Annotated in this window: 17 protein-coding genes; 14 read left to right on the top strand and 3 right to left on the bottom strand. The window is 68.9% G+C overall.

Annotation, left to right across the window (positions count from 1 at the left end):
- Nucleotides 1-46 precede the first annotated feature (46 nt).
- Both G6O54_RS31565 and cysK read right to left on the bottom strand, forming a co-directional pair.
- Entirely contained in the window at nt 47-487 is a 441-nt protein-coding gene (locus G6O54_RS31565) for a M67 family metallopeptidase (protein WP_165232929.1), read from the bottom strand.
- 8 nt (nt 488-495) lie between these two features.
- Complete coding sequence (cysK, locus tag G6O54_RS31560; RefSeq protein WP_165232926.1) at nt 496-1467, bottom strand: cysteine synthase A; 972 nt, start codon at nt 1465-1467, stop codon at nt 496-498.
- A 274-nt stretch (nt 1468-1741) separates the two neighbouring features.
- On the opposite strand from cysK, the gene G6O54_RS31555 reads away from it, so the two are divergent.
- The 14 genes from G6O54_RS31555 to G6O54_RS31490 all read left to right on the top strand — a co-directional run bounded on the left by G6O54_RS31555 (nt 1742) and on the right by G6O54_RS31490 (nt 23419).
- Nucleotides 1742-3436, top strand: coding sequence for an Hsp70 family protein (locus G6O54_RS31555; RefSeq protein WP_165232923.1), 1695 nt, complete (start codon nt 1742-1744; stop codon nt 3434-3436).
- 25 nt (nt 3437-3461) lie between these two features.
- Entirely contained in the window at nt 3462-5573 is a 2112-nt protein-coding gene (locus G6O54_RS31550; protein ID WP_165232920.1) for an Hsp70 family protein, read from the top strand.
- Nucleotides 5570-6433, top strand: a complete 864-nt coding sequence (locus G6O54_RS31545; protein WP_165232918.1) for an FHA domain-containing protein — start codon at nt 5570-5572, stop codon at nt 6431-6433. Before G6O54_RS31550 ends, G6O54_RS31545 begins: the two co-directional genes overlap by 4 nt.
- Nucleotides 6434-6463: 30 nt before the next feature.
- Entirely contained in the window at nt 6464-8065 is a 1602-nt protein-coding gene (locus G6O54_RS31540) for an FHA domain-containing protein (RefSeq protein WP_165232916.1), read from the top strand.
- Nucleotides 8062-9111 (top strand): vWA domain-containing protein, encoded by a 1050-nt coding sequence (locus G6O54_RS31535; protein WP_165232912.1) that lies wholly within the window; start codon nt 8062-8064, stop codon nt 9109-9111. Before G6O54_RS31540 ends, G6O54_RS31535 begins: the two co-directional genes overlap by 4 nt.
- A 517-nt stretch (nt 9112-9628) precedes the next feature.
- Nucleotides 9629-9898, top strand: coding sequence for a sigma factor-like helix-turn-helix DNA-binding protein (locus tag G6O54_RS38970; RefSeq protein WP_165232947.1), 270 nt, complete (start codon nt 9629-9631; stop codon nt 9896-9898).
- A gap of 31 nt (nt 9899-9929) precedes the next feature.
- Nucleotides 9930-10952, top strand: a complete 1023-nt coding sequence (locus G6O54_RS31525) for a DUF1559 domain-containing protein (RefSeq protein WP_165232909.1) — start codon at nt 9930-9932, stop codon at nt 10950-10952.
- Between the two features lie 41 nt (nt 10953-10993).
- Entirely contained in the window at nt 10994-11707 is a 714-nt protein-coding gene (locus tag G6O54_RS31520; protein ID WP_165232906.1) for a hypothetical protein, read from the top strand.
- On the top strand, nt 11704-12327 hold the full coding sequence (locus G6O54_RS31515; protein WP_165232903.1) for a MotA/TolQ/ExbB proton channel family protein: 624 nt from the start codon (nt 11704-11706) through the stop codon (nt 12325-12327). The genes G6O54_RS31520 and G6O54_RS31515 overlap by 4 nt, the downstream gene beginning before the upstream one ends.
- Complete coding sequence (locus G6O54_RS31510; protein ID WP_165232900.1) at nt 12324-12680, top strand: DUF2149 domain-containing protein; 357 nt, start codon at nt 12324-12326, stop codon at nt 12678-12680. Before G6O54_RS31515 ends, G6O54_RS31510 begins: the two co-directional genes overlap by 4 nt.
- 49 nt (nt 12681-12729) lie before the next feature.
- Entirely contained in the window at nt 12730-17568 is a 4839-nt protein-coding gene (locus G6O54_RS31505) for a cobaltochelatase subunit CobN (protein WP_165232897.1), read from the top strand.
- A 367-nt stretch (nt 17569-17935) separates the two neighbouring features.
- Nucleotides 17936-19171 carry a chorismate transformation FkbO/Hyg5 family protein gene (locus G6O54_RS31500; protein WP_165232894.1) on the top strand — a complete coding sequence of 412 codons (1236 nt, stop codon included), beginning with the start codon at nt 17936-17938 and terminating at the stop codon, nt 19169-19171.
- A gap of 51 nt (nt 19172-19222) precedes the next feature.
- Nucleotides 19223-22810, top strand: coding sequence for a CRTAC1 family protein (locus G6O54_RS31495; RefSeq protein WP_165232891.1), 3588 nt, complete (start codon nt 19223-19225; stop codon nt 22808-22810).
- Nucleotides 22811-22885: 75 nt separating this feature from the next.
- Entirely contained in the window at nt 22886-23419 is a 534-nt protein-coding gene (locus G6O54_RS31490; protein WP_165232888.1) for a hypothetical protein, read from the top strand.
- On the opposite strand, the gene G6O54_RS31485 is transcribed toward G6O54_RS31490, so the two are convergent.
- Nucleotides 23402-24577 carry an ABC transporter substrate-binding protein gene (locus tag G6O54_RS31485; RefSeq protein WP_165232885.1) on the bottom strand — a complete coding sequence of 392 codons (1176 nt, stop codon included), beginning with the start codon at nt 24575-24577 and terminating at the stop codon, nt 23402-23404. The two genes, G6O54_RS31490 and G6O54_RS31485, sit on opposite strands and share 18 nt — an antisense overlap.
- Nucleotides 24578-24900 lie beyond the last annotated feature (323 nt).

Here is a 24900-nt window from a genome sequence, read left to right as displayed (position 1 = left end):
GCCGCGAACTCGCGAGGACTTCGTCCGCGGGAGCCGTCGGGGGCTCCTACGGGACGAGCCTCCACGGCAATTCCTCGAAGCTCTTCGGATCGAGCCGCCAGATTCGGATCTCGGGCGGATCGGCCAGGAGGGAGACGATGATCCGGGGCATCTCGCCCCAGTAGTTGGTCTCGAGGTCGGTCCGACTGGGGACCGCCTCCCATCGGGGGTGGGAGTGGTAGATGGCCAGGATCTCCATACCCTCGTCGCGGAGAGACCGCACCGCCTCGATGACCGCGACCGGATCGGCCTCGTAGCGCGTCTCGCCCTGGGGCGCGACGTTCGGCAGGGGATGGAAGGACGAGGCCCGGGGTGGTCGTCCGCCGAGCAATCCGCAGCATTCCAGCGGGCTCTCGGCACGGCAATGCGCGATCATCGCGTCGCAACAGGCGCGGGTGATCTCCAGGGGGACGACCGCCGGTGTCGATCCCCGGGCGTCACGATCCATGGCCGCTGTCATTCCGGGAAGAGAGCCGTCGAGAGGTAGCGTTCACCGAGGTCGGGGAGGATGACGACGATCAGCTTCCCTTCATTCTCGGGCTTCCGCGCGATCGAGACGGCGCCGGCCACCGCGGCGCCACAGGAGATGCCGCAGAGCATGCCCTCCTCCTTCGCCAGGCGTCGCGACATCTCGAAGGCCTCGTCGTCCCGGACGGTGACGACCTGGTCGATGATGTCGAGGTTCAGGACATCGGGGATGAAGCCCGCGCCGATGCCCTGGATCTTGTGCTGGCCCGGCCGGAGCGGCTCCTTGTGGCGGGCCTGGCTGATCACCGGCGAGTTGAGCGGCTCCACGGCCACCACCTGGAGGCCCGGCTTGTGGGCCTTGAGCGCCTCTCCGCAGCCGGTGATGGTCCCCCCCGTGCCGACGCCGGCGACGAGGATGTCAATCTTCCCGCCCGAGTCGCGCCAGATCTCTTGCGCCGTGGTCCGGCGGTGGATCTCCGGGTTGGCGGGATTCTTGAACTGCTGGGGCATGAACGCATTCGGGGTATTGCGGAGGATCTCCTCGGCCTTGCGGACGGCGCCGGGCATCCCCTCGGCGGTGGGGGTCAGCACGATCTCCGCGCCGAAGGCCTTGATCAGGCGGCGTCGCTCCAGGCTCATGCTCTCGGGCATCGTCACCACCAGGCGATACCCGCGGGCGGCGCAGGTGAACGCCAGGCCGATGCCCGTGTTCCCGCTCGTGGGCTCGATGATGACCGTGTCCTTGGTGATCTTGCCGGCCTTCTCCCCCGCGTCGATCATCGCCACGCCGATCCGGTCCTTCACGGACCAGAGCGGATTGGCGCTCTCGAGCTTGGCGACGACCTGCGCCCGCGCCCCGTCGGTCACGTTACGCAGCCGGACCAGCGGCGTCGCGCCGATCGTCTGCGTGATGTCGTCGAAGATTCGCCCTCGACTGGCGACGGCTTCATCCTGGGCCATGGGGAACGACTCCCGGGGAGAGATTGCGACAGCTATCCTATCAGGATAATTGAGAACCGAAGGCAGGGCAAGGCCGAGCGGACGCAGAGGCCGGGCGGCTGCGGAGACTTGCTGCGAGGGTCGAACGCCGCAACAATGCGAGAAGTCCGATAATATATCAGGGAAACTCGACGAATAGATTGACGAATACCCCTCCCCCTGCCGCCGCGGTGGGCGGGATCCGGAGGGGGGCGGCGACGACCGGAAAGCCAGGCCAGCAACGGGGAGCTCTGCCGTGTCTCAGGGTGAAGGCCATGGTCTCAAGCGGGTTTACGGGATCGACCTGGGGACGACGTACTCGGCGATCGCCTACGTGGACGAGCACGGCAAGGCGGTGATCGTCCCCAACCAGGAGAGCGAACGGATCACGCCGTCGGTCGTCCTCTTCGACGCCGATTCCGTGATCGTGGGGAATACGGCCAAGGAGTCCGCCAAGGTCGAGCCGCATCGCGTGGTCTCGCGGGTGAAGCAGCACATGGGCGACCCGAACTTCGTCTTCGAGCACGAGGGGAAGTCGTACGGGCCGGAGGACATCTCCTCGTTCATCCTCCGCAAGATCGTCGGCGACGCCGAGCTCGCGCTCCCCGGCGAGACGATCACCGATGTCGTGATCACCTGCCCGGCCTACTTCGGCACGCCGGAGCGCGAGGCCACGGCCAACGCCGGCCGGCTGGCCGGCCTGAACGTCCGGGCGATCCTCAACGAGCCGACCGCGGCGGCCATCGCCTACGGGCTGGAGCAGGGGGAGGACCAGACGGTCCTGGTCTACGACCTGGGCGGCGGCACGTTCGACGTGACGATGATCGACATCAAGGATCGGCTGATCCGGGTCATCTGCACCGGCGGCGACCATCGCCTGGGGGGCACGCTCTGGGACGAGGCCATCGTCATGTACCTGGCGGAGCAGTTCCGCGAGCAGACCGGCGAGGCGTCCGATCCGCTCGACGATCCGGAGGTGCTCAACGACCTCTTCCTCCAGGCGGAGCGCGGCAAGAAGACGCTCACCCAGCGCGAGAAGGCCCCGTTCCGCGTCACCCACGCCGGCAAGCAGGCCCGCGTCGAGCTCGATCGGGCGAAGTTCGAGGAGGTCACTCGCCACCTGCTGGACCGGACCGTCGAGCTGACCCGCGAGATGCTGGCCGACGCCCGGGCCAAGGGGCATGCGACCTTCGACAAGATCATCCTGGTGGGCGGCGCCACTCGCATGCCCCAGGTCCACAGCCGGCTGGTCGCGGAGTTCAAACTCGAGCCGGAGATCTACGATCCGGACGAGGCCGTCGCCAAGGGCGCGGCGCTCTACGGGCTGAAGGAATCGCTCCACGACGAGGTCTCCTCCATCCTCGCCGCCGGCCGCGAGGGCGAGTCGAACGGCGCCGCCGCCCCCGAGGCCGGGCCGATCGACCTCAGCGAGGTCCCCGAGGAGGAAGTCGCCAAGGCGCTCGACCACCTGGAGAAGCAGCTCGGGTTCACGCTCACCGGGCCGGTCCGCGAACTCGTCGCGACCCGGATCGTCAACGTCCTGTCCAAGAGCCTGGGCGTGATCGCGCGCGACGACCGCAGCCAGGACGTGGTCGTGTACCTGCTGCCGAGGAACTCCGAAGTCCCCCTGGAGCGGATGACCGACTTCGGGACCGATGCCGCCAACCAGGCCGCGGTGGACATCCGCGTCATGTCCGGCGAGCGCGACAGCACCGAGCCGGCCGACTGCCAGGAGGTCGGCACCGCCACGCTCAACCTCCCCGAGAAGCTCCCGGCCCGCAGCCCGATCCGCGTCAAGTTCGCCATCAACCAGGATGGCCGGCTGAACGTCTCGGCGGTCGACCTGACCGCCGGCGGCTCCATCGACGTCGAGTTCCAGACCGAGGCGGTCATGAACTCCGAGGAGGTCGAGGAACGATCGACGGCGCTGCGGCTGCTGACCGTATCCTGAGGCCGGCGACGCGGAGGCATGGTGCATGGCCACATTCGTCGGCATCGACCTGGGGACCACGAACTCCGTGGCGGCGCATCGCAACCGCTACGGCAGGCCGGAGGTCATCCCCAACCGGGACGGGGCGAACATCACCCCCTCGGTGATCTACTTCGGGACCGACCCGCGGGCCGTCGGCCAGGAGGCCAGGGAGTATGCCCGGCTCGGGGATTCCGAGATCGCCAGCTTCTTCAAGCCCCACATGGGATCGGCCCTCTACCAGCTCGAGTTCGGCGGCAAGTCCTACACCGCCACGGACCTCTCGGCCATCGTCCTGAAGCGGCTCAAGGACGACGCCGAGGCCGCGCTCGGCGAGGACGTGGACCGCGCCGTGATCACGGTGCCGGCCTACTTCGGCGACGCCCAGCGGAAGGCCACGATCGACGCCGGCAACGCGGCCGGGTTCCGGGTCCTGAGGATCATCAACGAGCCGACCGCCGCGACCCTCGCCTACGGCCTCAATCGCGGCGACGGGCCGGATGAGACCGTCCTGATCTACGACCTGGGAGGCGGCACGTTCGACGTGACCGTGGCCCGGATCGCGGCAGGGGCCATCTCCGTCCTGTCGACGGCCGGGGACCACGACCTAGGCGGCAAGAACTGGGACGACCGGATCGCCACGTTCCTGTCCGACCGGTTCGCGGCCGAGACGGGCTTCGACCCGCTGGACGACCCCGTGGCCCTCAACGAGGTGCTCGTCCGCAGCGAGCAGGCGAAGTGGGCCCTCTCGGAGCGGGCCGCGACCCGGATCACGCTCCAGCTCGGGGCCGAGCGGCGGACGTTCGACCTCTCCCGCGGCGAGTTCGAGGCGATGACGGCCCCGCTCATGGATCGGACCCGCCGGCTCACCGAGGAGGCGCTCGGCGAGGCCGGCCTGGACTGGCGGCGGCTGGACGGGGTGCTCCTCGTCGGCGGCTCCACGCGGATGCCCATGGTCCGCTCGTACGTGGCGGAGATGGCCGGCAAGCCGCCCCGGACGGGCGTGAACGTGGACGAGGTCGTCGCGCTCGGCGCGGCGATCCAGGCCGCCATCGAGGTCGGCGAGCCGATCGGCGACGCGCTGCCGGCGTTCACGCTGGGGGCCGGGAGTGCGCGGCCCGGGCCGTCGTCGCCCGCGGCCTCCCTCCGCGTGACCGACGTGATGTCCCACAGCCTGGGCACCGTCGCCGTCAGCGAGGACGGATCGAGCTATCAGAATGACATCGTGATCCGGCGGAACGTCCCGATCCCGGCGCGGAACACGCGGGCGTACCTGCACGCGACCCACGGCGGCGCCAACTCGCGGCTGGAGGTCTACCTGACGCAGGGCGAGAGCGAGTCGCCGCTCGACTGCACGATCCTCGGCAAGTACGTCTTCCAGGGCATCTCGCCGACCGACTCCGAGGTGATGGTGGACGTAGGGCTCTCCTACGACGACAACGGCGTGGTCCAGGTCTCCGCGACCCAGCGCGACACCGGGCACCGGTTGGCCCTGGCGGTCGAGCCCGTGCCCGACGACATGACCTGGCTGGCGCTGCCGCCCGCCGCGGTGGCCGAGGCGGCCGGCGCCGGGATCCCGGACCGGATCCGGGTCTTCCTGCTCATGGACGTCTCCTCGAGCATGATCGGCGGGCCGCTCGCCGAGGCCCAGACGGCGGCCCGCGAGTTCCTCGACCGCTGCGACTTCACCCTGATGGAGGTGGGGCTGATCTCGTTCTCGTCGATGGTCGCGCTCCAGTGCGCCGCGACGAGCAACGTGCGGAGGCTGAATGCCGCGGTCGGCCGGCTCGAGGCCGAGGGCTCGACGAACCTGACGGACGCCCTGGAGATGGCCCGCGGCCAGCTCGCCGCGACCGACGCCCGGCGGTACGTCGTGATGCTCACCGACGGCTTCCCGGACGCCCCGGAAAGCGCGGTGGAGCAGGCGCTGGCGGCCCGGCAGCAGGGGATCGAGATCGTCGCGATCGGCACCGGCGACGCCGACCGCGAATACCTCGGGCGGCTGGCCAGCAGCGAGCGGGCGTCGATCTTCGCCCCCAGCGGCGAGCTCGTGCAGGCGTTCGGCCACATCGCGCGGATGATCGCCGAGGGAGGCCGCGCCTTGCGGGTGCTGACATGAGCGGGACGACGATGGCCGCGGGCGTCCGCCAGGCCTACGACTGGGCGCTCGCCGGCGCGATCGGGGCCCTGCTCGGGCTCTACCTGGACGTGGAGCTGGTGCAGTCGAGTTCCGTGAACGTACGGGACGCGCTGGCCGGGCTCCTGATCGGCGGATCGATCGGGTTCTTCCTGAGCGCCTGGGGGCCGTTCCGGGACGGATCCTGGCCTCGCCTCGCCCGCGCGGCGACCTGGGGCGTGCCGGCCGCGGCGATCGGCGGCGCGATCGGGCTGGTGCTGGGCGAGCAGGTGATCGGGGCCTTCCGCGGCGGCATCCTCGGGCGGGCCGGCTCGTGGGCGGTGCTCGGGCTCGGGATCGGGGTCGGCCAGGCGTTCGTGGGGCGTTCGCGCCAACGGCTGGTCATGGGCCTGGTCGGCGGCGGCCTGGGGGGGCTGATCGGCGGGGCCTGCTTCGAGGCCATCCGCGTCGCCATGGGGAACCGCACCGAGCTCGGCCAGGCGTTCGGGATCGTCATCCTGGGGGCCGGCCTCGGGCTCTCGCTCGCGCTCGTGGAGCAGGCGCTCCGCCGGGCGTGGGTCCAGGTCCTCAGCGGTCGCCAGGAAGGGCGGAGCTATCTCCTCGATCGGCCCGTCTGCCGGCTCGGCCTGGACGAGCGGGCGGAGATCGGGATCTTCGGCGATCCGGGCGTCGCCCGGCAGCACGCCCGGATCCTCTCCGGCCCGCACGGCTACACGATCGAGGCGCTCGCCGCGTCGGCCTCATCGCGGCTGAACGGCAGGCCCTTCACCGGCACCGCGACGCTCCGGGACGGCGATCGGATCGAGCTCGGCGGGACCGTGCTCCTGTTCAGGCATCGTTGAACGAGGAATTCGAGGAGGACGAACGTCCCCATGCCCACGCCCGCCGGCCCAGCGAAAGAGCGATGGATCCTGGAGATCGTCCGCGGCCTGGAGCCGGGGAGGGCGTTCGAGCCCCGCAGCGGCGAGAACGTCCTGGGGAACGCCCTCGCGGGCGCATCGGGGCTGGACCTCTCGGGGCAGGAGCCCGCCGCGTCGCCGCGGCGGATGGCCGCGCGGCAGGCCTGCGTGATCCTCTCCGGCGGCGGGCTCTCGATCCGCGACCTGGACAGCCCCGGCGGCACGTTCGTCAATCGCCAGCGGCTCTTCACCGGCCAGGCCCGCCCGCTCCAGCCGGGCGACCTCATCCAGCTCGGCGGCGTCCAGCTCGAAGTCAGGCGCGTCGCGGCCTCGACGCCATCGGCGACGCCATCGCCGTCGCCTTCCCCGCCTTCGCCGAGGACGCGCGCCCAGCCGGCTCCGCCTCCCCCGCGGCCGACGGCCGGCGGGGCCTTGCCCGCGGCGTTCACGATGGGGGGGGCGACGTGTCGGACCTGGGACGACTTCCTCCCCCTGGCCGCCCAGCGCTGGGGGCAGCTCCGCGATGCGCTCACCTCGGGCCAACTGACGGACTACCTGCGGCGGATCGGCCGGCCCGACCTGCTGCCGTCGATCGTCCCGGGCGGCGATCCGGACGAGCAGCTCGACGCCTGGCTCGGGAGGCTCCCCGCGTCGCAACCCGGCGAACCCGAGCTCGACGTCCACCCCGCGGCGATCGTCGTCCGGGCGCCCGCCGGCGGCGGGACGATCCGACAAACCCTGCGGGTTACCAACGTCGGCTTTCGGCTCCTCCGCAGTCAGGTGAGCGTCGAGGCCCCGGGCACCCCCGGGGTCGGGCTCGCTCGACCGCGGATTCGCGTCGCCCCCGGAATCGGCGGCGGGCCCTTCGCGACCATCGATCAGACCGACGTCCCCATCGAGATCGACCTCCCGGAGGAGCCCTCACGCGGGGGGACTACCGAGACCCTGGGCGCCGTGATCGTCCGGAGCAACGGCGGGGTCCGGCGGATCGAGGTGAGGGCGGAGCGGCCCCCTCGGGCCGAGGTGATCCCCGCGACCTACCCCGCGGCGTCGCCCCTGGCATCGCATGCGGCGACGGCCGCAACCCTGGTCCGGCCGATGGGCGACCGGCTCGCCTCTCAGCCCCCGGCACGTCGCGTCGCCGTCGCGGCCATCGCGTTCATGATCTTCCGCGGCCTGGTGCTGGCGTCGGGCCTCCTGCCCACGATCCTGGGTGCCGGCTCCACCCTGGGGCACTGGTCCGAGCTCAGGCTGGCGGGCATGACGATCGTGCTCGGGGCGGCGGGGGCGGTCGTGGGCGCCGGCGTCGCGTTGCGGGGCCGTCGCGGCGACGGATCGACGGTCGGTGATGTCCTGCCGATGGGGTTCGCCGGCGCGATCCTGGGCGTCTTCGCGGCGGCGATCGGCTTCGCCCTGATCCAGTGCGTCGAGCTTCCGCTGGGGGGCTGGGCGAGCTCCTCGGCGGCCGTCATCTGTCTCTGGGGCGTGCTCGGTGCCGCCATCGGGCTCCTTTCCCTGATCGTCGTGCCCGCCTCGTCGGTCCCCTCGAGCCCGTCCATGGAGCCCACACGATGACCTGGTCGCGCGCAGGCCTGGCGATGCTCGCCCTCGCGGTGCTCCTCCCCGAGGCGAGGGCGCAGGACGACCTCGGCGGCGAGCCCGCGACTCCCGGCTCGCAAGCCGTCGGCGAGACGGAGGTCGTCATCACGGGCGCCAGCCAGCAGGCCTTCCCCAGGATCGCCGTCCAGTTCGAGGTCAAGAAGCCGGACGGTACTTACCTCCTGGATGCCCGTCGCGAGAACTTCCGGGTTACGGAGGAAGGGAAGGACGTCAAGGTCCTGGAGTTCCAGGCGCCGCAGACGCGCGAGGCCGTGCCGACGACGGTCGTGCTCGTCGTCGATCACAGCGGCAGCATGGCGCAGGAGAACCGGATCGGTGGGCTCCGGGAGGCGGTCGCGTCCTTCCTGGAGAAGCTCCCCGAGGGTTCCCGGATCGCGGTCGTGGGCTTCAGCTCCGAGGTCGAGACCCTCTCCCCGTTCACGACCGACCGCAAGCAGGTCCGCCGCGTGATCAATCGACTGGAGCCGGTCGGGGCGACGCGGTTCTATGACGCCGTGATCGAGGCCCTGGACATGCTCGGCGATGAGCAGGGCCGGCGGGCGATCCTGGCCCTCACCGACGGCCAGGACACGGCCTCCCAGATGGGCAATCTCGAGATGGCGATCGCCGCCGCGAAACGGGTGGGCATGCCCGTCTACACGCTCGGACTCGGCTCCGAACGCGAGATCGCGGGCGACGACCTGAGGCACCTGGCCGAGGCGACGCGGGCGCAGTATTACCGGGCGCGCGACGCGGATCAGCTCAAGGCGATTTACGAGTCGCTCGCCACCAGGCTGGGTGCCAGCTACTCGCTCGTCTACGAGAGCGATCGACAGCTCCCGGACGGCACGCTTCGGCCCGTGCAGATCGCGCACGCCGCGAGCAAGCGGGCCGCCGAGACCGCGGTCTTCATCCCCGGGATGGTCGTCCCCGCGCCGGGGTGGTCGCCCCTGTTCCTGGCCATGCTCGCCGCCCTCGTCGCCCTCGCCGTCCTGCCCTCCCTGGCGATGCGGCGGGGTTGATGATCGTGGAATTCCGTCTCGAGCCGGATGGAGAGCTTGGAACCAAACCGGGGCGGCCGGCATTTTCTACTTGATGTCGGTTACTTTCGGCCAGGTTGCTTTCGGCCAGGCGCTTCACCTATTCCACCGTGAATGATGACAGGGACCGGGCGAGATCATAACTTGTTCGGCTTGCTGGCCCTGCACGTGACGCTGTCGCTGTGCGGGAGCGGCCATCACTCTCTTGACGCGATCTTCGCACCCAACGAGGTGCACGAATCCCATGAATCCAAGGCCGTCCTCGGTCGGACGGCCGGCGACTGCGTCGTCTGCCAGTTCCTCTCTCTACCCGCCTTGCTCACGGTGCCCGCGGACCCGGTCGGATGCGACAACGCGTCTGCATCCTCCTCCGGGTCCATCAGCGCTGTCCTGCTCCCGGCATCGGACCGCTTGACGACCACGCCTCGCGCCCCGCCCTGTCATCCGGCTTGAATCCGGTCATGAGTCACGCCGCGATGGGCTGAGGTCCTGATCCTCGATCTCGTCCCCGGAACCGGTTGACGACCGGGACGACCCGGTCCGTCTGTCGGCCACCGAGGATCCATGGGCCAACGCGCGGTCAACACTCGACGGCCTGGATGAGGACCATCGGGCCGTCCTGGCACTCCGTTTCATCGAGGGCCTGGACTACCCATCGATGGCCCTCCGCCTCGGCGTGCCAACGGACACCGTCCGGTCTCGTCTCTCACGGCAAGGAGAGGCTCTCCGGTCGCGTTTCCGATCCGGAATTGAAGATGGTCTTGTGTGATCCATTACTTCCGTTCGAAGGACATGATCCTATGTTGCAACGTCATTCGCAGCGAGGTTTCACGCTGATCGAGCTCCTGGTTGTCATTGCGATCATCGCCGTGCTGATCGCGCTGCTCCTGCCCGCGGTCCAGGCGGCTCGCGAGGCTGCCCGCCGGATTCAGAGCACGAACAACTTGAAGCAGATGGGGCTGGCGCTGCATAATTACGAGTCTACTAACGGTTGTTTCCCCGGATCGGGGGGGCAGACGTCATCCGGGTTCTCGGTCCTGGCCCGGATTCTGCCTTACATAGAGGCGTCGTCCGCCTTCAATGCGATGAATTTCTCGCTGGCCCTCAGTTCCGGGCCGCCGGCGTTCGCGTTTCAGCCTGCGCAGACCACGGCCTCTCGCACCGTCATTGCGGCGTTCCTCTGCCCGAGCGACGGCCATGACGCCTTCTACGCGTCGTATTACCAGGGGGTACCGACGGCGGGGACGTGTTACGTGGCGAACACGGGCACGGGCACCGGGACGTATTACGATTCTCGATACCCCACCGACGGCGTCTTCTGGGACAACTCGGCCGTGCGTTTCTCGGCGCTCACGGACGGGACCTCGAACACGATGTTCTTCTCGCAGTGCCGGCTTGGTGCCGGGGTGGATACCACGGGCGCGATCCCGTCGGATCGCGGCCGGCAGATGGTCAACATTGCGTCGAAGGTTCGTCCCACGACCGTCGCGCCGGGCGGTTACGCGCCGGCCATGAACAACCCGGACCTGAACACCCTGACGGCCAGCCCGGCGGCCTGGTATGGGGGGCGTGGAGTCGCGTGGATCGTGGGGACCGAGGCGATGAGCGGCTTCAATGCCTACCTCAACCCCAATAGCCAGACGCCGGACGTCTGGGGGCACGGCTTCGGCTGGATGGCCGCCCGCGGCCCTCATCCCGGCGGCGTGCTGGTCCTGCAGGGCGACGGATCCGTCCGGTTCGTCAAGGATTCGGTCAACACGACCACCTGGAGGGCGCTGGCGACGCGTGCCGGCGGCGAGGTGATCTCGGCGGACTCCCTCTGACTGTCCCGGCCCGGTGCGGCCTGGCCGGGTGTGGAGGCGTGATGGAATCGTGCATCTGGATCTTGCTGGCGGCCGGCGTCGCGACGACGGCCGTTCGCCTATCCTGGGCTGGGCCTCGGGCCATCCTCGTCACGGCGGCAGCCTGGGCGAGCCTGCCGTGGCTCTGCGGCGACCGAATTGCAGCCACCAGCGCCGCCGGGCTCCTGGCCTGGGCCTCCGGGCCCGATCGCGTGGGGGCGCTGGCGACGTTCGTGGTCGTGGAAGCGGTGGCCGGCGGCCTCGCGGCCATTCACCTGGCCGGGAGCGATGACGCGGATGTCGGAGCGACTCGCCCGGGGAGTTGGGGAAGTTGGCTGGCGGCTGTCGTGCCGTCGCCGGCCCTGGCTTTCGGGCTGATCGGCGTCCAGACGTCGCTCTTCCACCGGGGCTCGGGCTGGGGCTTTTCCACGATCAGCGCCGGCCTGTCGGCCGCGGCCTTCGCGGCGATTGTCGCCCTGGCCTGGGCCTGGCGGCTGGCCCGTCCGGACCCACGGCGGCGGGCGTCGGCGGCCGTGCCGCTCTTCGCCGCCCTCTTCGTCCTGGGGGCCGCGACGGTGCCGCTGCTGGATCGTCGACCGCACGGGGCGCGGCCGCCTCAGCTCGACGTGAAATCGCTGGTGTTCCTCGCGGTCCTGACGACGGTGGGTGCGGGGGCGGGCGCGATCGTTCGCCTGGTCCGGTCGCGGGCGATTCGGAAACGGGAGGAAGTCTCGTGAGCGTGCTGACGAACCTGCTGTCCTGGGTCTCCGCGGGGCTGCTCGTCCCGGTCCTGGTGACGATGGCCGGGCTCCTGGGCTTCTCCCTGATCATGGTCGGCGACTTCCTGGCCGCGTCCGTGCAGCGGCGACGGTCCTCGCGGCAGATCCAGAAACTCTCCGATGACCTGATCCGCACGCCGGTCCGGCTCGCCGCCGCTGAGCTCCAGGGGGACACCGAAATCGCCCGGGTAATCCGCCGCTGCGGCGCGGTGAGCTGGCATCCGATCCACGCCGACAAGTTCATCTCCGACTTTGAACTGGAATCCCGACGTGGCCTGGACGGCCCTCAGGCCCTGATCCGCCTGGGACCGATGCTCGGTCTGATGGGAGCCCTGATCCCGATCGGTCCGGCGCTCGCCGGCCTGGCCGCCGGGGACCTCTCCGCCATGGCCGCGAACGTTGAGGAGGGGCTCACGGCAACCGTCTGCGGCCTCTTCGTGGGCGGGCTGGGCTTCTGGGTCCGCCTGGTCCGGTCGCGCTGGGCGATGGCTGACGTCGAGATGCTCCACTATGCCTACGAGCTCGCGCAAGACCAGGCCGCTGAACCCGCCCGGGTCGAGCTGGGGGAATCCCGATGATTCGCAGGAAGGGCCGCCCTCGACGTTCGAGGCTTGAGGACGATGAGGGCGACGATCCCCTGGCTGGCGTCGCCAATCTCTTCGACCTGGCCATGGTCGTCGGCTCCGCGCTGATGATCGCGCTCATTGTCCGCCCCCAGGTGGCTGACCTCATGTCCGACAAGGACATGACGCTGGTCAAGAATCCGGGACAGGCGGACATGGAGATCATCGTCAAGAAGGGCAGGGAGATCACTCGCTACAAGGGGGCCGAGGGAAAGGGCGAAGGCCGCGGCAAGCGCGTCGGAGCCGCCTATCAGCTCGAGGACGGCCGCATCATCTATGTCCCCGAGAAGGGGACGCAAGGACCCTGACATCCATTCCCAGAAGCGACCTCGAACGAACATCAAAGGCACCCGTTTCATGCCCAACCCATTCCGCTCGATTCGCCCCCTGATCCGCCCCCGCCGACTGCTCCCGGTCCTGGCCGTCGTCGCGTCGGCCGCCGGCCTCTGGTACGCATGGGATCGGTACGTTGGCCCGACCCGCATCGCCGTGATCAACTTCCGCGACTTTCAGTTCGCCGAGCTGCTCGACTCGCGGGACCCCGCCGCGTGGGTCCGGATCGACCGGATCGACCTGGCGAACCTCGCCGACACGGACCTGAGGCGCTACGACGCCGTTTTCCTCTTCGGACGCGGCATGAACCTGGACGAGGCCCAGCAGGCGGCCGTTCGGGGGGCGATCGCCGGCGGCACGCGCGTCTATGTTCATGGCGCGACCAGTGCGGCCAGCGACCTGACCGACCTCGTCGGCGACGATCTCAAGAGTGTCGCCGCGTATTTCGAGAACGGTGGGAAGAGGAACCTGGCCTCGCTCTTTCGGTTCACTCGCAGGGTCCTGGATGGCAAGTCGCTATTCGCCCCCAGGCCGGATGAGCCCGAGGTCATCCCATCGGACACGCTCTTCCATGTCGGCGAGGGACAGATCTTCGGCTCCGTCGCCGACTACCAGAAGTTCTACGAATCCTCCGGCAAGTGGCGGCGCGATCGCCCGAAGGTCGCACTCCTGACGTCCATCTTCGGGCCTCGGAATCCCGACCTCGGCTCCATGGGGGCGATCGTGGAGGCCCTCGAGAAGAAGGAGCTGAACGTCTATCCGATCGCCGGCTTCCTGAAGCGGCTCGACTTCCTCAAGACCATCGGCCCGGACCTGGTCGTCTACGTCCCCCACGGCCGGCTTGCTCCCGGCAGGGCAGACGAGGCGATTGCCTACCTCAAGGAGCGGGGCATACCGGTGCTCTGCCCGATGACCGTGCAGGAGGAGTACAGCTCGTGGGTTGGCTCCCAGAAAGGGATGATTGGCGGCCTGCTCAGCCAGAACGTCGTGATGCCGGAGCTGGATGGCGGCATCGAGCCGTTCGTCGTCAGTGCCCTGTCCCCCGATGGGCGCGGTCTGAACGTCCCGGCCGCGATACCGGATCGCGTTGCCACCCTCGCTGATCGCGTCGACCGCTGGCTCACGCTCCGCGCGAAGCCCAACGCCCGGAAACGGCTCGCGATCGTCTATTACAAGGGCCCGGGCCAGAACGCCATGGCGGCCGCGGCCCTCGACGTCGCTCCTTCACTCCTGAACCTCCTCAATCGTCTGAAGGCCGAGGGTTACGACACCGGCGAACTACCGGCCACTCCCGAGGAGCTCCAGAAACGGATCCAGCGGCAGGGGCCGGTCCTGGGCGCCTATGCCGAGGGGGCCATGGAGAGTTTCCTGAAATCGGGCGACCCGGAGATCATCTCAACGGAGGTCCTCCGGGACTGGGCGCGAAAGGGCATTCTCGCGGACGCCTACAAGGCAGTCGAGGACCAGTACGGCCCCGCGCCGGGCAAATTCCTGACGACCGAACGAGACGGTCAGAAGGTCCTCGCACTGCCTCGGGTCCGATTCGGCAACGTCGTTCTGCTCCCTCAGCTCCTGCCGGCGATGGGCGAGGACTCCTCCAAGCTGATCCACGGTGCCAAGATCGCCCCGCCCTACCCGTACCTGGCCACGTACCTGTGGGCTCGCTACGGCTTCAAGGCCGACGCCTTGATGCACTTCGGCACGCACGGGAGCCTCGAGTTCACCCCCTGGAAGCAGAACTCGCTCTCCGGCATGGACTGGCCCGACGCCCTGGTCGGCGATCTGCCGCACCTCTACATCTACATCATCAACAACATCGGCGAGGCGGTGATCGCCAAGCGACGAAGCTATGCGACCCTGATCTCGCACCTGACGCCACCGTTTGCGGAGTCCGACCTGTACGGCCCGCTCAAGGAGCTTCAGGCGGCCATCGGCTCCTGGCAGGCCTCGACGGATGAGTCGCTCCGGGCCGAGCTCGTCGGAACCATAACCCGGATCGTCCGCGAGCAGAAGATCGACCGGGACTTGAGCCTGCCCGAATCCTCAACGCCGCTGGAGCCCAACGACATCGAGCGCGTGCACGACTATGTCATGACGATTGGCCTGGAGAAGATCACTCGGGGCCTCTATGTCCTTGGCGTTCCCTACGCGCCCGACCGCGTGCTCGAGACCGCGCGGATGATGGGCGTGGACGGCATCGCCCAGGCGCGGGCCCGGCTGGACTCCGCCCGCGGGAAGGTTCGCCGCGACCAGACCGAGAACAAGGCCTATTTCAGTCAGCATTACTACAGGCCGGCACTCGAGACGCTCGACACCCTCCTCGCCGGAAAGGCGAAGCCGGAGGCGTTCCTCGACCGGACCGACCTCGCCCGCGTTGAGGCGTACGACGCGGCCCATCGCGTGCCCAGCGGCGACCAGATCTTCGCCGACATGCTCCGCCTCGGCGAGTCGAAGGGGAGGGGGCGGCCGGGAGGCCCGAGGTCGAACGGGCCGGATCGCGAGACGAGGGCGGACGAGACGCGGATCCGAGAACTGCTGTCGGCCGTCGCCGCGGACCCCGACGCCCTGTCGTTTGTCCGCTCGCTCTCCGTCGAGGCCCAGTTCCAGCGGGCCGCATCGGCCCTCGATCCGGAGACCCGGCGCCGGGCCGGGCGAATCGCGTCGGTGATCCCCGCGATGAGGAAGGCGCTCGACATGATCGGCCGGCCTGAGGTCGCGGAGCTCGTCGGCCTGATGAAATCCCGGCCCGTCCGGGAGCACGTCCTCGCCCTCCTGGACGAACCCGACATGAAGACCCGGATCGAGTCCGAACTCGCGAAGGTCAGGGCCCAGACCCTGGCGGAATTGACCACCGCCGGGTTCATCGCCGATCTCAGAGCGGCAACGTCCGCCCGGCCGATCGCCGAGACTCTCGCCCCCATGGAACGCGCCCGGGTGGAGCAGTTCCGTGCTCGGCTGGCGAGCTACAAGGCCCACGCCGACCTGACCGTCGATCTGGCGGCCAAGTCCCGGGAGATTGCCGATGCGTACGCGGATCCGCAGGCTCCGGCGCGGCTCGACTCGGCCATCATCGCCGCGGATCGGCGGATCGTCACGCTCGACGATCAGGAACGCGAGTATGTCTCCGCCGTGAAGACCCTCCGCGACGCCCTGACCTCGGCGACGGGCAATCGCGACGCTCTGGCTTCGTCCGCGACCGCTGAGCTCGATTCCGTGGTCGCGGCGCTCAATGGCCGCTACGTCGCCCCGTCGTCCGGCGGCGACGCCATCACGAATCCGGACGCGGTCCCGACCGGTCGCAACCTGACCTCGATCGATGCCGAGAAGACCCCCTCGCCGGAGGCCTGGCGGGTGGGGAAGAACCTGGCCGAGGAGACAATCCGGGCCCGGCTGAGCGAGACCGGCAAGTTCCCGAAGAAGGTCGCTCTCACGATGTGGGCCGGCGAGTTCATCAACACCCAGGGCGTGGATCTTGCGGTCCTTTTCCACCTGCTCGGCGTTGAGCCCGTGCGGAATGCCCGCGGTGAGGTGCATGATATCCGCCTGATCCCGGCCGTCGAACTGAAGCGGCCCCGGGTGGATGTCGTCGTCCAGACTTCCGGTCAACTCCGGGATGTTGCCGCGAGCCGGCTTTCCCTGATCGATCGCGCGGTCAAGCTGGCGGCCTCGGCCGACGATCCCGCCGACTTCGAGAACCACGTCCGCGAGGGGACGCTCGCCGCCGAAACCTCGATGAAGGACCACGGCCTCACGCCGATCGAGGCCCGGGCGTTCGCCACCGCCCGGGTCTTCGGCGGCGTGAACGGGAATTACGGCACCGGGATCATGGGCCTCGTCGAGTCGGGCGACCGCTGGCAGAATTCCGACGAGATCGCCGAACAGTATCTGAGGAACATGGGCGCCGTCTACACCGGCGACCAGTGGGCGACCTTCGTCCCGGGCGTCTTCGAGGCGGCCCTCCAGAACACCGACACGATCGTCCACAGCCGGTCTTCGAACGTGAATGGTGTGCTCTCGCTCGATCACGTCTACGAGTTCATGGGTGGCCTGAACAACGCTGTGCGCAAGGTCACCGGTGCCGAGCCTGCGGCCTTCTTCGTGGACATCCGCAACAGCCACAAGCCGAAGGTCCAGGCGGCCCACGAGGCCGTCTGGGTTGAAGCCCGAAGCACTCTGCTGAACCCGAAATACATCAAGGATCTTCAGGCCGGCGGCGCCTCCGCGGCCGAGGTCTTCGCCGAGACCTTCCGTAACACCTACGCCTGGAACGCCCTCAAGCCGGATCTCGTGGACGACGCTCTCTGGAACGAGCTCTACGCCGTCTACGTCCAGGACCGCGACCACCTGGGCATCCGCGAATCATTCGCCGCCCAGAATCCCTATGCCCTTCAGGAGATGACCGCCGTCATGGCGGAGACGGCCCGGAAAGGCCTCTGGAAGGCCACACCGGAACAAGTGCGGGCGATCTCCGTCCTTCATACGGATCTCGTCCGCGTCCACAGCCCCGGCTGCTCCGGATTCGTCTGCGACAACGCCAGCCTTCGCGAGGCGATCCGCAAGAACGTGAGCGGGTCGGACGGCGATGCCTACATCGCCGCCATCGACCGCGTCCGCGAAGGTGAGGCCGTTACGTCCTCAGGCACCCGAAGAGTGGAGGGCCTGACCCTGAAGAAGGTGGAGACGACCGACGCCCGGGGCAAGGCGGTTCCGCCGGCACCCCATCCCTTCCCCTCGCCGGGCGCAGGCCGGTCGCCTGCCATGCCGCTCCTCTCGGACGCTGCACGTACCGGGAGCATCGCGGCCGTCGTCATCGCTCTCCTCGGCGGCCTGACAATCATGGGCTACCTCCGCAGGCGACGCTGACGCGTCCCGCGATCCGACCACTCGAGGGAACTTCCTCTGGCGGATATTTGTGCAGTGCGGCGACCGGGGGACCTCGGCTCACCCGGTCATCGTACGGTCGGATTGTCGTGCCGGCTTCACTCACGGTGTTGATTTGTCTCATCCCACCGGTCATTCAGGCACTTCGGTATGGCATCGACGGCATCGACCTTGATTTCTGTTTGTACTGAAATTACGATTATGTCGGTCTGATTCTTCGACAGGGGCTGCCGGCCTCACACGCCGATGCAAGCCGCCGTGACGCTCCGCGGGTCTTGTTCGAGCCTCGCGGGCTTCGTTCTTCGACTTGCGAAGGCCCGGTGCGAGGGCCGAGGGGGAAGGTCCCCAGATGATCACCGAAGTCGGCCCGATGATGAGGAAGGTTAGTCGTGATGGCTGCGGCTACTCGGTCGTGGAGCTGCACGACGTCCGGCATGTCCTGGCGGTGGCGGTGCCCCGAGGAGGCGGCGACCTTCGAGCCCAGGCCGTCGACGCCCTGGGAACGATCGAGGCCGTGCACGAGGAGGAGAGCACCCGCGGGTCGATCGTCCATCAGGCGGTCTTCGTGCCGACGCCGGAGCTGGTGGCCCCCTGTCGGAGGATCATCCGCGAGTTCTACGGCGAGGAGCAGCCGGCCACGTCCTACGTCGTCCAGCCCCCTTGCGACGGCAAGTTGCTGGCCATCGAGGCCCTCGGCGTCGGCCGGGGCATGGGCGAGGTCCAGATCGAGCGGTTCGGCGACCAGGCGGTGCGGGTCACGCACAACGCCCTCTCCTGGGTGCACTGTGCGAATGTCACCCCGAGCGAGGGCGCGTCCGGCGTCTATGACCAGACCCTGAGCGCCATGTCCCGGATGCGGGCCATGCTGGCGAAGCACGACATCGGCTTCGACCGGATCGTCCGGATGTGGAATTACCTGGGGAGCATCGTCGAGGACGACGACGGCGTCCAGCGCTACAAGGAGATGAACCGGGCGCGAACCGCCTTCTTCGAGGGCGTCCCGTTCCTCGAGGGGTGCCAGGTGGGATTGTCGAGGCCGGCCGAGGTCTATCCGGCGGCGACCGGCATCGGCATGCAGGGGCGCGGGCTGATGCTCGGCTGCATCGCGCTGGCCACCGAGGACCGGCCGGACATCGTTGCCATGCCGCTGGAAAACCCGAACCAGACCGCGGCCTTCCAGTACGCCGCCGCTTACAGCCCGAAGAGCCCCAAGTTCGCCCGCGCGATGGCGCTGTCGTGCGGGGGCTTCGCCACGATCTTCGTCTCCGGGACGGCCAGCATCATCGGCTCGGAGACCGTCCATCCCGGCGACGTGGAGGCGCAGACGCACCAGACGCTGGACAACATCGCGGCCCTGATCGGGGAGCCGAACCTCCGCCGCCACGGCCTGCCCGGCCTGGGGGCCACGCTCGACAGCATGGGGGTCATCCGCGTCTACATCAAGCGGCAGGAGGATTACCAGAAGGCGCGGGCCGTCTGCCGAGCCCGCCTCGGCGACCTGCCCATGGTCTTCGCCATCGCCGACGTTTGCCGCCCGGACCTCCTTGTCGAGATCGAAGGGATCGCGTTCTCCCGACGGGCCTGATGCGGGTACAATCGACATTCTCGTCACGATCCTCCCGCGGAGCTGTCCTCGATGAATGGTCCGTCCCGGCCGGAGTCGCGCCCGGCTGCCCCGTCGTCTCCGGGCTGCGCCCGGCGTCCCATCCTCCTGACCGCGCTCCTCCTCGCCGGACTGTCGCTTGGCGGCTGCGGGAAGACGATCGACGGGTCGAAGCCGGCGCCGATCGTGACGCCTCCTCGCGGTGAACGGCCGGCGACCTCCCCGGCTCCCTCATCGCCCTCGGCCGACGAATCGTCGAAGGCCCTGGCCTCCTTCAACCGGGGGACGGGACTGCTCGAGCAATACAAGTATGCCGAGGCGTCGAAGGAGCTTCAGAAGGTCGTGGCGGCATTCCCGGACTGGACCGCGGCCCGATTCAATCTGGGCCTGGCGCTCCTGAACCTGCCGGACGACGCCGAGGCCGTCAAGCAGGCGGAAGTGGAGCTGAACAAGGTCATCGCCAAGGAGCCCGATCACCGCTGGGCCCGGTTCTGCCTGGGCGTGCTGGAGGCCCATCGCGGCGACTACGCAAAGGCGGCCGAGCACTACGCCCGGGTCTATCAGGCCGACCCCGACGACCCGTTCGTCGGCTTCGAGTACGCCGAGGCCCTCCGCAAGCTCGAGCGCAACGACGAGGCCCTCAAGGTCCTGGAGAAGGTCGTCGAGCAGGACCCCGGCTTCGTCTCCGCGTTCTACAGCCTGGGGATGCTCTACAACCAGATGCGTCAGCGCGAAAAGGCCGTCGCCGTGCTCAATCGCTTCCGCGACCTGAAGCCCCAGGAGCTGGCGGTCGGCTCCTATGGGGTGGTCTCGCCCTACGCAGGGCGAGGGAAGTACTACACGGGCCTCGGCGCCGACGGGTTGCCGATCCCCGTCAAGCCGATGAACCCGTCGCCGCGCGTCCTCTTCTCGCCGGAGATCCGCAAGCTCGGCGATCCGCTCGCGGCCTGGGCCTGGCCGGGGGGGAAGGTGAACATTCCCGGGCTGTCGGCCGGCGACGTGGACGGCGACGGCGACCAGGATCTGGTCATCTCCGGCGCCGGGCCGGATGGCTTGACCGTCCTGCTGATCAACGACGGCAAGGGGGCCTTCGCCCCGCCGGTCAAGCTGGCGGAGCGTGGCGTCTCGCCGTCCCTGGGCGACGTGGACAACGACGGCGACCTCGACCTCTGGCTCGGCCGGGCCGGCCAGGACCAGCTCCTACTCAACGACGGCAAGGGCCGCTTCAAGCCCGCCGCCGATCAGCCGGAGCCGGCCGGCGAGCAGCTCACAGCTTGTGCCCGACTCGTGGACCTGGACAGCGACGGCGATCTCGACCTGATGTCCCTCCGCGTGAAGTCGGGGGCCGTCCCCGGGGAGGCTTCGCAGGCCGCCAGCCCATCCCGCCTCTTCAACAACAACGCCAACGGCAAGTTCGCCGACCAGGCGAAGGCCCTGGGTCTGGAACTGCCCGACTGGCCCGGCGCCGCGGTGGTTTTCGACGATTTCGACGGTGACCGCGACATCGACCTCGTCCTGGTTTCCCCCTCGAAGCCGCCGATCGTCTGGGAAAACCATCGCGTCGGTCGCTTTCGCACGCGGGATGCGAAGGCGAGCGGACTGGACGTCACCGGTGCCCTGAGTGTGACGACCGGCAATCCGTTCCGTACCGGCCGCCGGGACCTCCTGATCTCGACGGGAAAGGAGGTGTTGCTCTTCCACAACCGCGGCGGCTGGAAGTTCGAGCGCGACTCCGAATTCGCCGCGAGGTTCGCGGGCCTGGGCGGCACGGGCGGCCAGTTCGCGGACATCGACAACGACGGTGATCTCGACATCGTGATCTTCGACGCGCACCGCAAGGACGGGAGCCGCGGTCCCGCCTTGCTCCTGAACGACTGGCCGAACCAGCGGTTCGTCGATGCCTCCGAGGCCGATCCCGGCAACCTCCTCTCGCGCTGGAAGTGCGACGGCGACGCCGCGGGGATCGTCGCGGACTTCAATGGCGATGGCACGCTCGACATCCTGGTGGCCGCGTCCGGCTCGCCGCCGGTCGTCTTCGACAACGCGACCAGGGGGACGCACTGGCTGGCCCTCGACCTGAAAGGCCAGCGCGGGCAGGACCAGACGAGCCGGTCCTCGGTCTCGTCGATCGGGGCTCGCGTCGAGTTCCGGTCCGGGAACGTGAGTCAGCAGTACGTGGTCGGGACGCCCTCGGGGGGCACGGCCGTCCCGCCGCTCCGGATCCACGCGGGCCTCGGCGACTTCACGTCGGTGGACTGGCTCCGGATCCACTGGCCCGACTCGCTCCTCCAGGCGGAGCTCGAGGTGACCGGCAACCGTGTCCTGGCCCTGGACGAGACCTGCCGACGGACGAGCTCGTGCCCGCACCTGTTCGCCTGGGACGGCCGCCGGTTCGCGTTCGTCTCCGACTTCGGCGGGGTTGGCGGCCTCGGCTACCGGACCGGTCCCAGCTCGTTCGCCCGGCCCGACCCGACCGAGTACGTCCTCCTGCCGAAGCTCGCGGAGCAGGGGGGAGAGTACGTCCTCCAGGTTGTCGAGCCGCTCGAGGAGGTCGTCTACTTCGACGAGGCGAAGTTGATCGCCGTCGATCACCCGATCGGCACGACGATCCATCCCCATGAGATGGCCGCCGTCGCCGCCGAGCCGCCGCCGTTCGAGGTCTTCTGTTACCGCGAGAGCTCTGCGATTCTTCCCGTGCGTGCCGTCGACGCCCGCGGCGCGGACGTGACGGAGGCCCTGGCCAGGACCGATCGCGTGTATGCGGAGCCGGCGGAGCGTGACCGGCGGTTCCTGGGCTTCGCGAAGGAGCACTTCGTCGAGCTCGATTTCGGCGACCGTCTGAAGTCGCTCCCTGAGGACGCTCGCCGGATCCTCTTCCTGGACGGCTGGGTCGAGTACAGCACGTCCACGTCGAATTACGCGGCGGGCCAGGCCGGGCTGCGGCTGAAGGCTCCCAGCGTCCTGGTCGAACGCGAGGGCCGATGGGTCGAGCTGCTTCGGGAGGTCGGATACCCGGCCGGCATCAATCACACGATGACGCTCGACCTGACGGGCAAGCTGAGGCCCGGGGACGCGAAGCTCCGGATCGCGACCAACATGGATCTCTGCTGGGATCGGATCGTCCTGGCCGCCCATAGCGCGGACCTGCCGGTCAAGCTGACCGAGGTCGCGGCCCGGAGCGCGGACCTGCATGCCCTGGGCTATCCCCGGGAGTATTCGCCGGACGGCCGCCAGCCGACCCTGTTCGACTACTCGAACATCGACCGGACCGACACCTGGCTCCGCCTGCCGGGGGCCTACACGCGGTACGGCGACGTCACCGAGCTGACGGAGCGGGCCGATGATAAGTATGTGATCATGGCGGCCGGCGACGAGATCACCGTGCGATTCCCGACCAGCCGCTTCGGACCGGTGCCCGAGGGGTGCGTGAGGACCTTCCTCCTCAAGAGCGACAGCTATTGCAAGGACATGGACCTCTACACCGGCGCGGGGGATCACGTCGAGCCGTTGCCGTTCCATGCCATGAAGGGCTATCCCTATGGCAGCGAGGACGCGCCGGCCGTGCCGGAGGACGTGCAACGGTCGCGGGAGACGTACAATACGAGGGTCATCGGCCGCTGATCCGAGACCCCGCGATTGGGGTGCAGGAAGGGCGCCTGCACCACGAAGGACCGGTTGTCGGATGGAGGTGGCCCCGTGAACTCGGCCGCGATGACGGCGCATGCACCATCCCGGACATCCTGGGGCCAGCTCTCCGGGCGGTTGCCCGTGTACCTGGCCTCCATGCTGATCGGTTGCATCGCTGGGCTTGGGCTCATGGCTTCGGGACTGCTGAACGAAGCGCGGGGCATCGGATTCGGGGATCTCACGATCCACTTCGATGTCCTGGATGCGGCCACCTCATCACCGATTCCCGGCGCGGTGGTCCAACTCCGGGATTGCGATCCGCCGGGGGAACTCGTGACCAGGGCGGAGACCTCGGCATTGGGAACAGCCGAAGTCACGCGAACGTTCAACGTCGCCTCTCACCAGAGTTTGTTCCGTCAAGGAGCCTCCTTTGTCATCCCCGACCGATGGGATGTCATCGTGTCCTCCTCCGGCTATGCGCCCACCTCGCGGAATCTGCGGGAACTGATCGGCCGAAAGGTTGATTTCAAGGTCGCGGAGCGGGGGACGAATGTGGTGATCCGGCTGGATCGAGTCGCGAACGGCTCAACGGCCGGGCGATGAGGATGCGTCGCGGGAGGCGCGGAGGATCCGCCCGGAATGAACCGTCCCCAGCGTGACGGGTCGCGTGTTGCTCCCCAGGCTATCCCAGGCGATCATCCCCGAGGCGCCCTGATAGGTCCCCATCGTCCTCAGCGCATCCCCGATCTTCGCCCGGTTCAGGCCGCCAGAACGAATCGCGGCGATCAGGATGTTGGCGCTGTCGTATCCGTGCGCCGCGGCGTAATCGGGCGGCTCGTGGTAGCGCGTCTCGTACTCGGATCGGAACGACTCCGGCATGGCATCGGGATCGACGACGAGCGGAAAGAGGACGCCTTCCGCGGCTGCGCCCGCGAGCTTCTCGAAGGCAGACCGGCCCATCCAGTGGCCGCCGACGATCTGGCCGCGGAAGCCGGCGGCGCGGAGCTCCTGGACGAGCCGGGCCGAATCCCTCGCGTTCGCGGCGATCATCGCGGCGCTGACGTCATCGGCGAGGACCTGCTGGGCCGCCGCGGCGAAGTCCGGGTTCTCGGCGGCCAGGACGTGGGCGAATTTCGGGGCCGCCTTGCGGGCCCTGAGAGCCTGCCCGATCTGACCGACGTAGACCCGGGGATCATGCTCGGGCGTCGAGACGATCGCGAACCCGCGCGGGCCCGACCGCGCGACCAGGGCGTCGGCGAGGATGGGGGCCTGGAGATGGTCGGCCGGCATCGCGGAGAAAAACCAGGGGACGTTCGCCGCGTTGGCCGTGCGGTCGCCGTTGAGCGGGCAGACCAGCGGCAGGTTGGCCTTGGCCACGACCTGCTCCGCGAGGTGGGCGGACGGGCCGTCGATCCCGCCCAGGATCGCCCAGACCCTGTCGCGGTGGGCCATCCGCGCCAGGCCGCCGACGCCCCCCTTCCACGGGTTGTCCGACCACGCGGCGACCAGCCGGAACGGCTTGCCGCGATAGCCTCCCTCGGCATTGGCCCGGCGGATCGCCATGTCCACGCCCCGCCAGACCGAGCCGCCGTTGGCATGGTCGGGATTGTCCGGCCCGAAATATCCGAGGAGGACCTCGCTCGTCTCCCTCGGTTCGGGCTGCTCGCGTCCGGGGCCGGAGTAGGGGACGGCCCGGGCACGGAAGTCGAGGTAGGGCTCGGGGCGGGGCGAGGATTGGGCCGCTGCGTGATCGCAAGGCAAGGCGAGCCAGCAACCGGCGGAGCAGAGGAACGCGAAAAGCCAAGGCCGGTGGCGCACACTTATCCTTACCCACTGATGAGGGGCCGATTCTGGTCCCCTCCCCCCTGTGTGGGGGAGGGTTAGGGAGAGGGGGCTACGCTTTCCGACATGCCGGATGACCTTGGCGAGGAGCACTCCCCGGATCATCCGCCTCGTTTCGATGGCTAGCCTGTCCGATCCCCCCCACCCTAACCCTGGGATGTTGGAAAGTGGGCCTTGGCGGTCCGGAGGTGGGGTCGGGACTCGACCGTTTCTGTTGCGCCTTCCGAGGCCCGTGATGCGGC

The sequence above is a fragment of the Aquisphaera insulae genome (assembly GCF_011064615.1).
Taxonomy (GTDB): Bacteria; Planctomycetota; Planctomycetia; order Isosphaerales; family Isosphaeraceae; genus Aquisphaera; species Aquisphaera insulae.
Note: the sequence above shows the minus strand (reverse complement) of the source record. Positions and strands in the feature narration are given on the sequence as shown.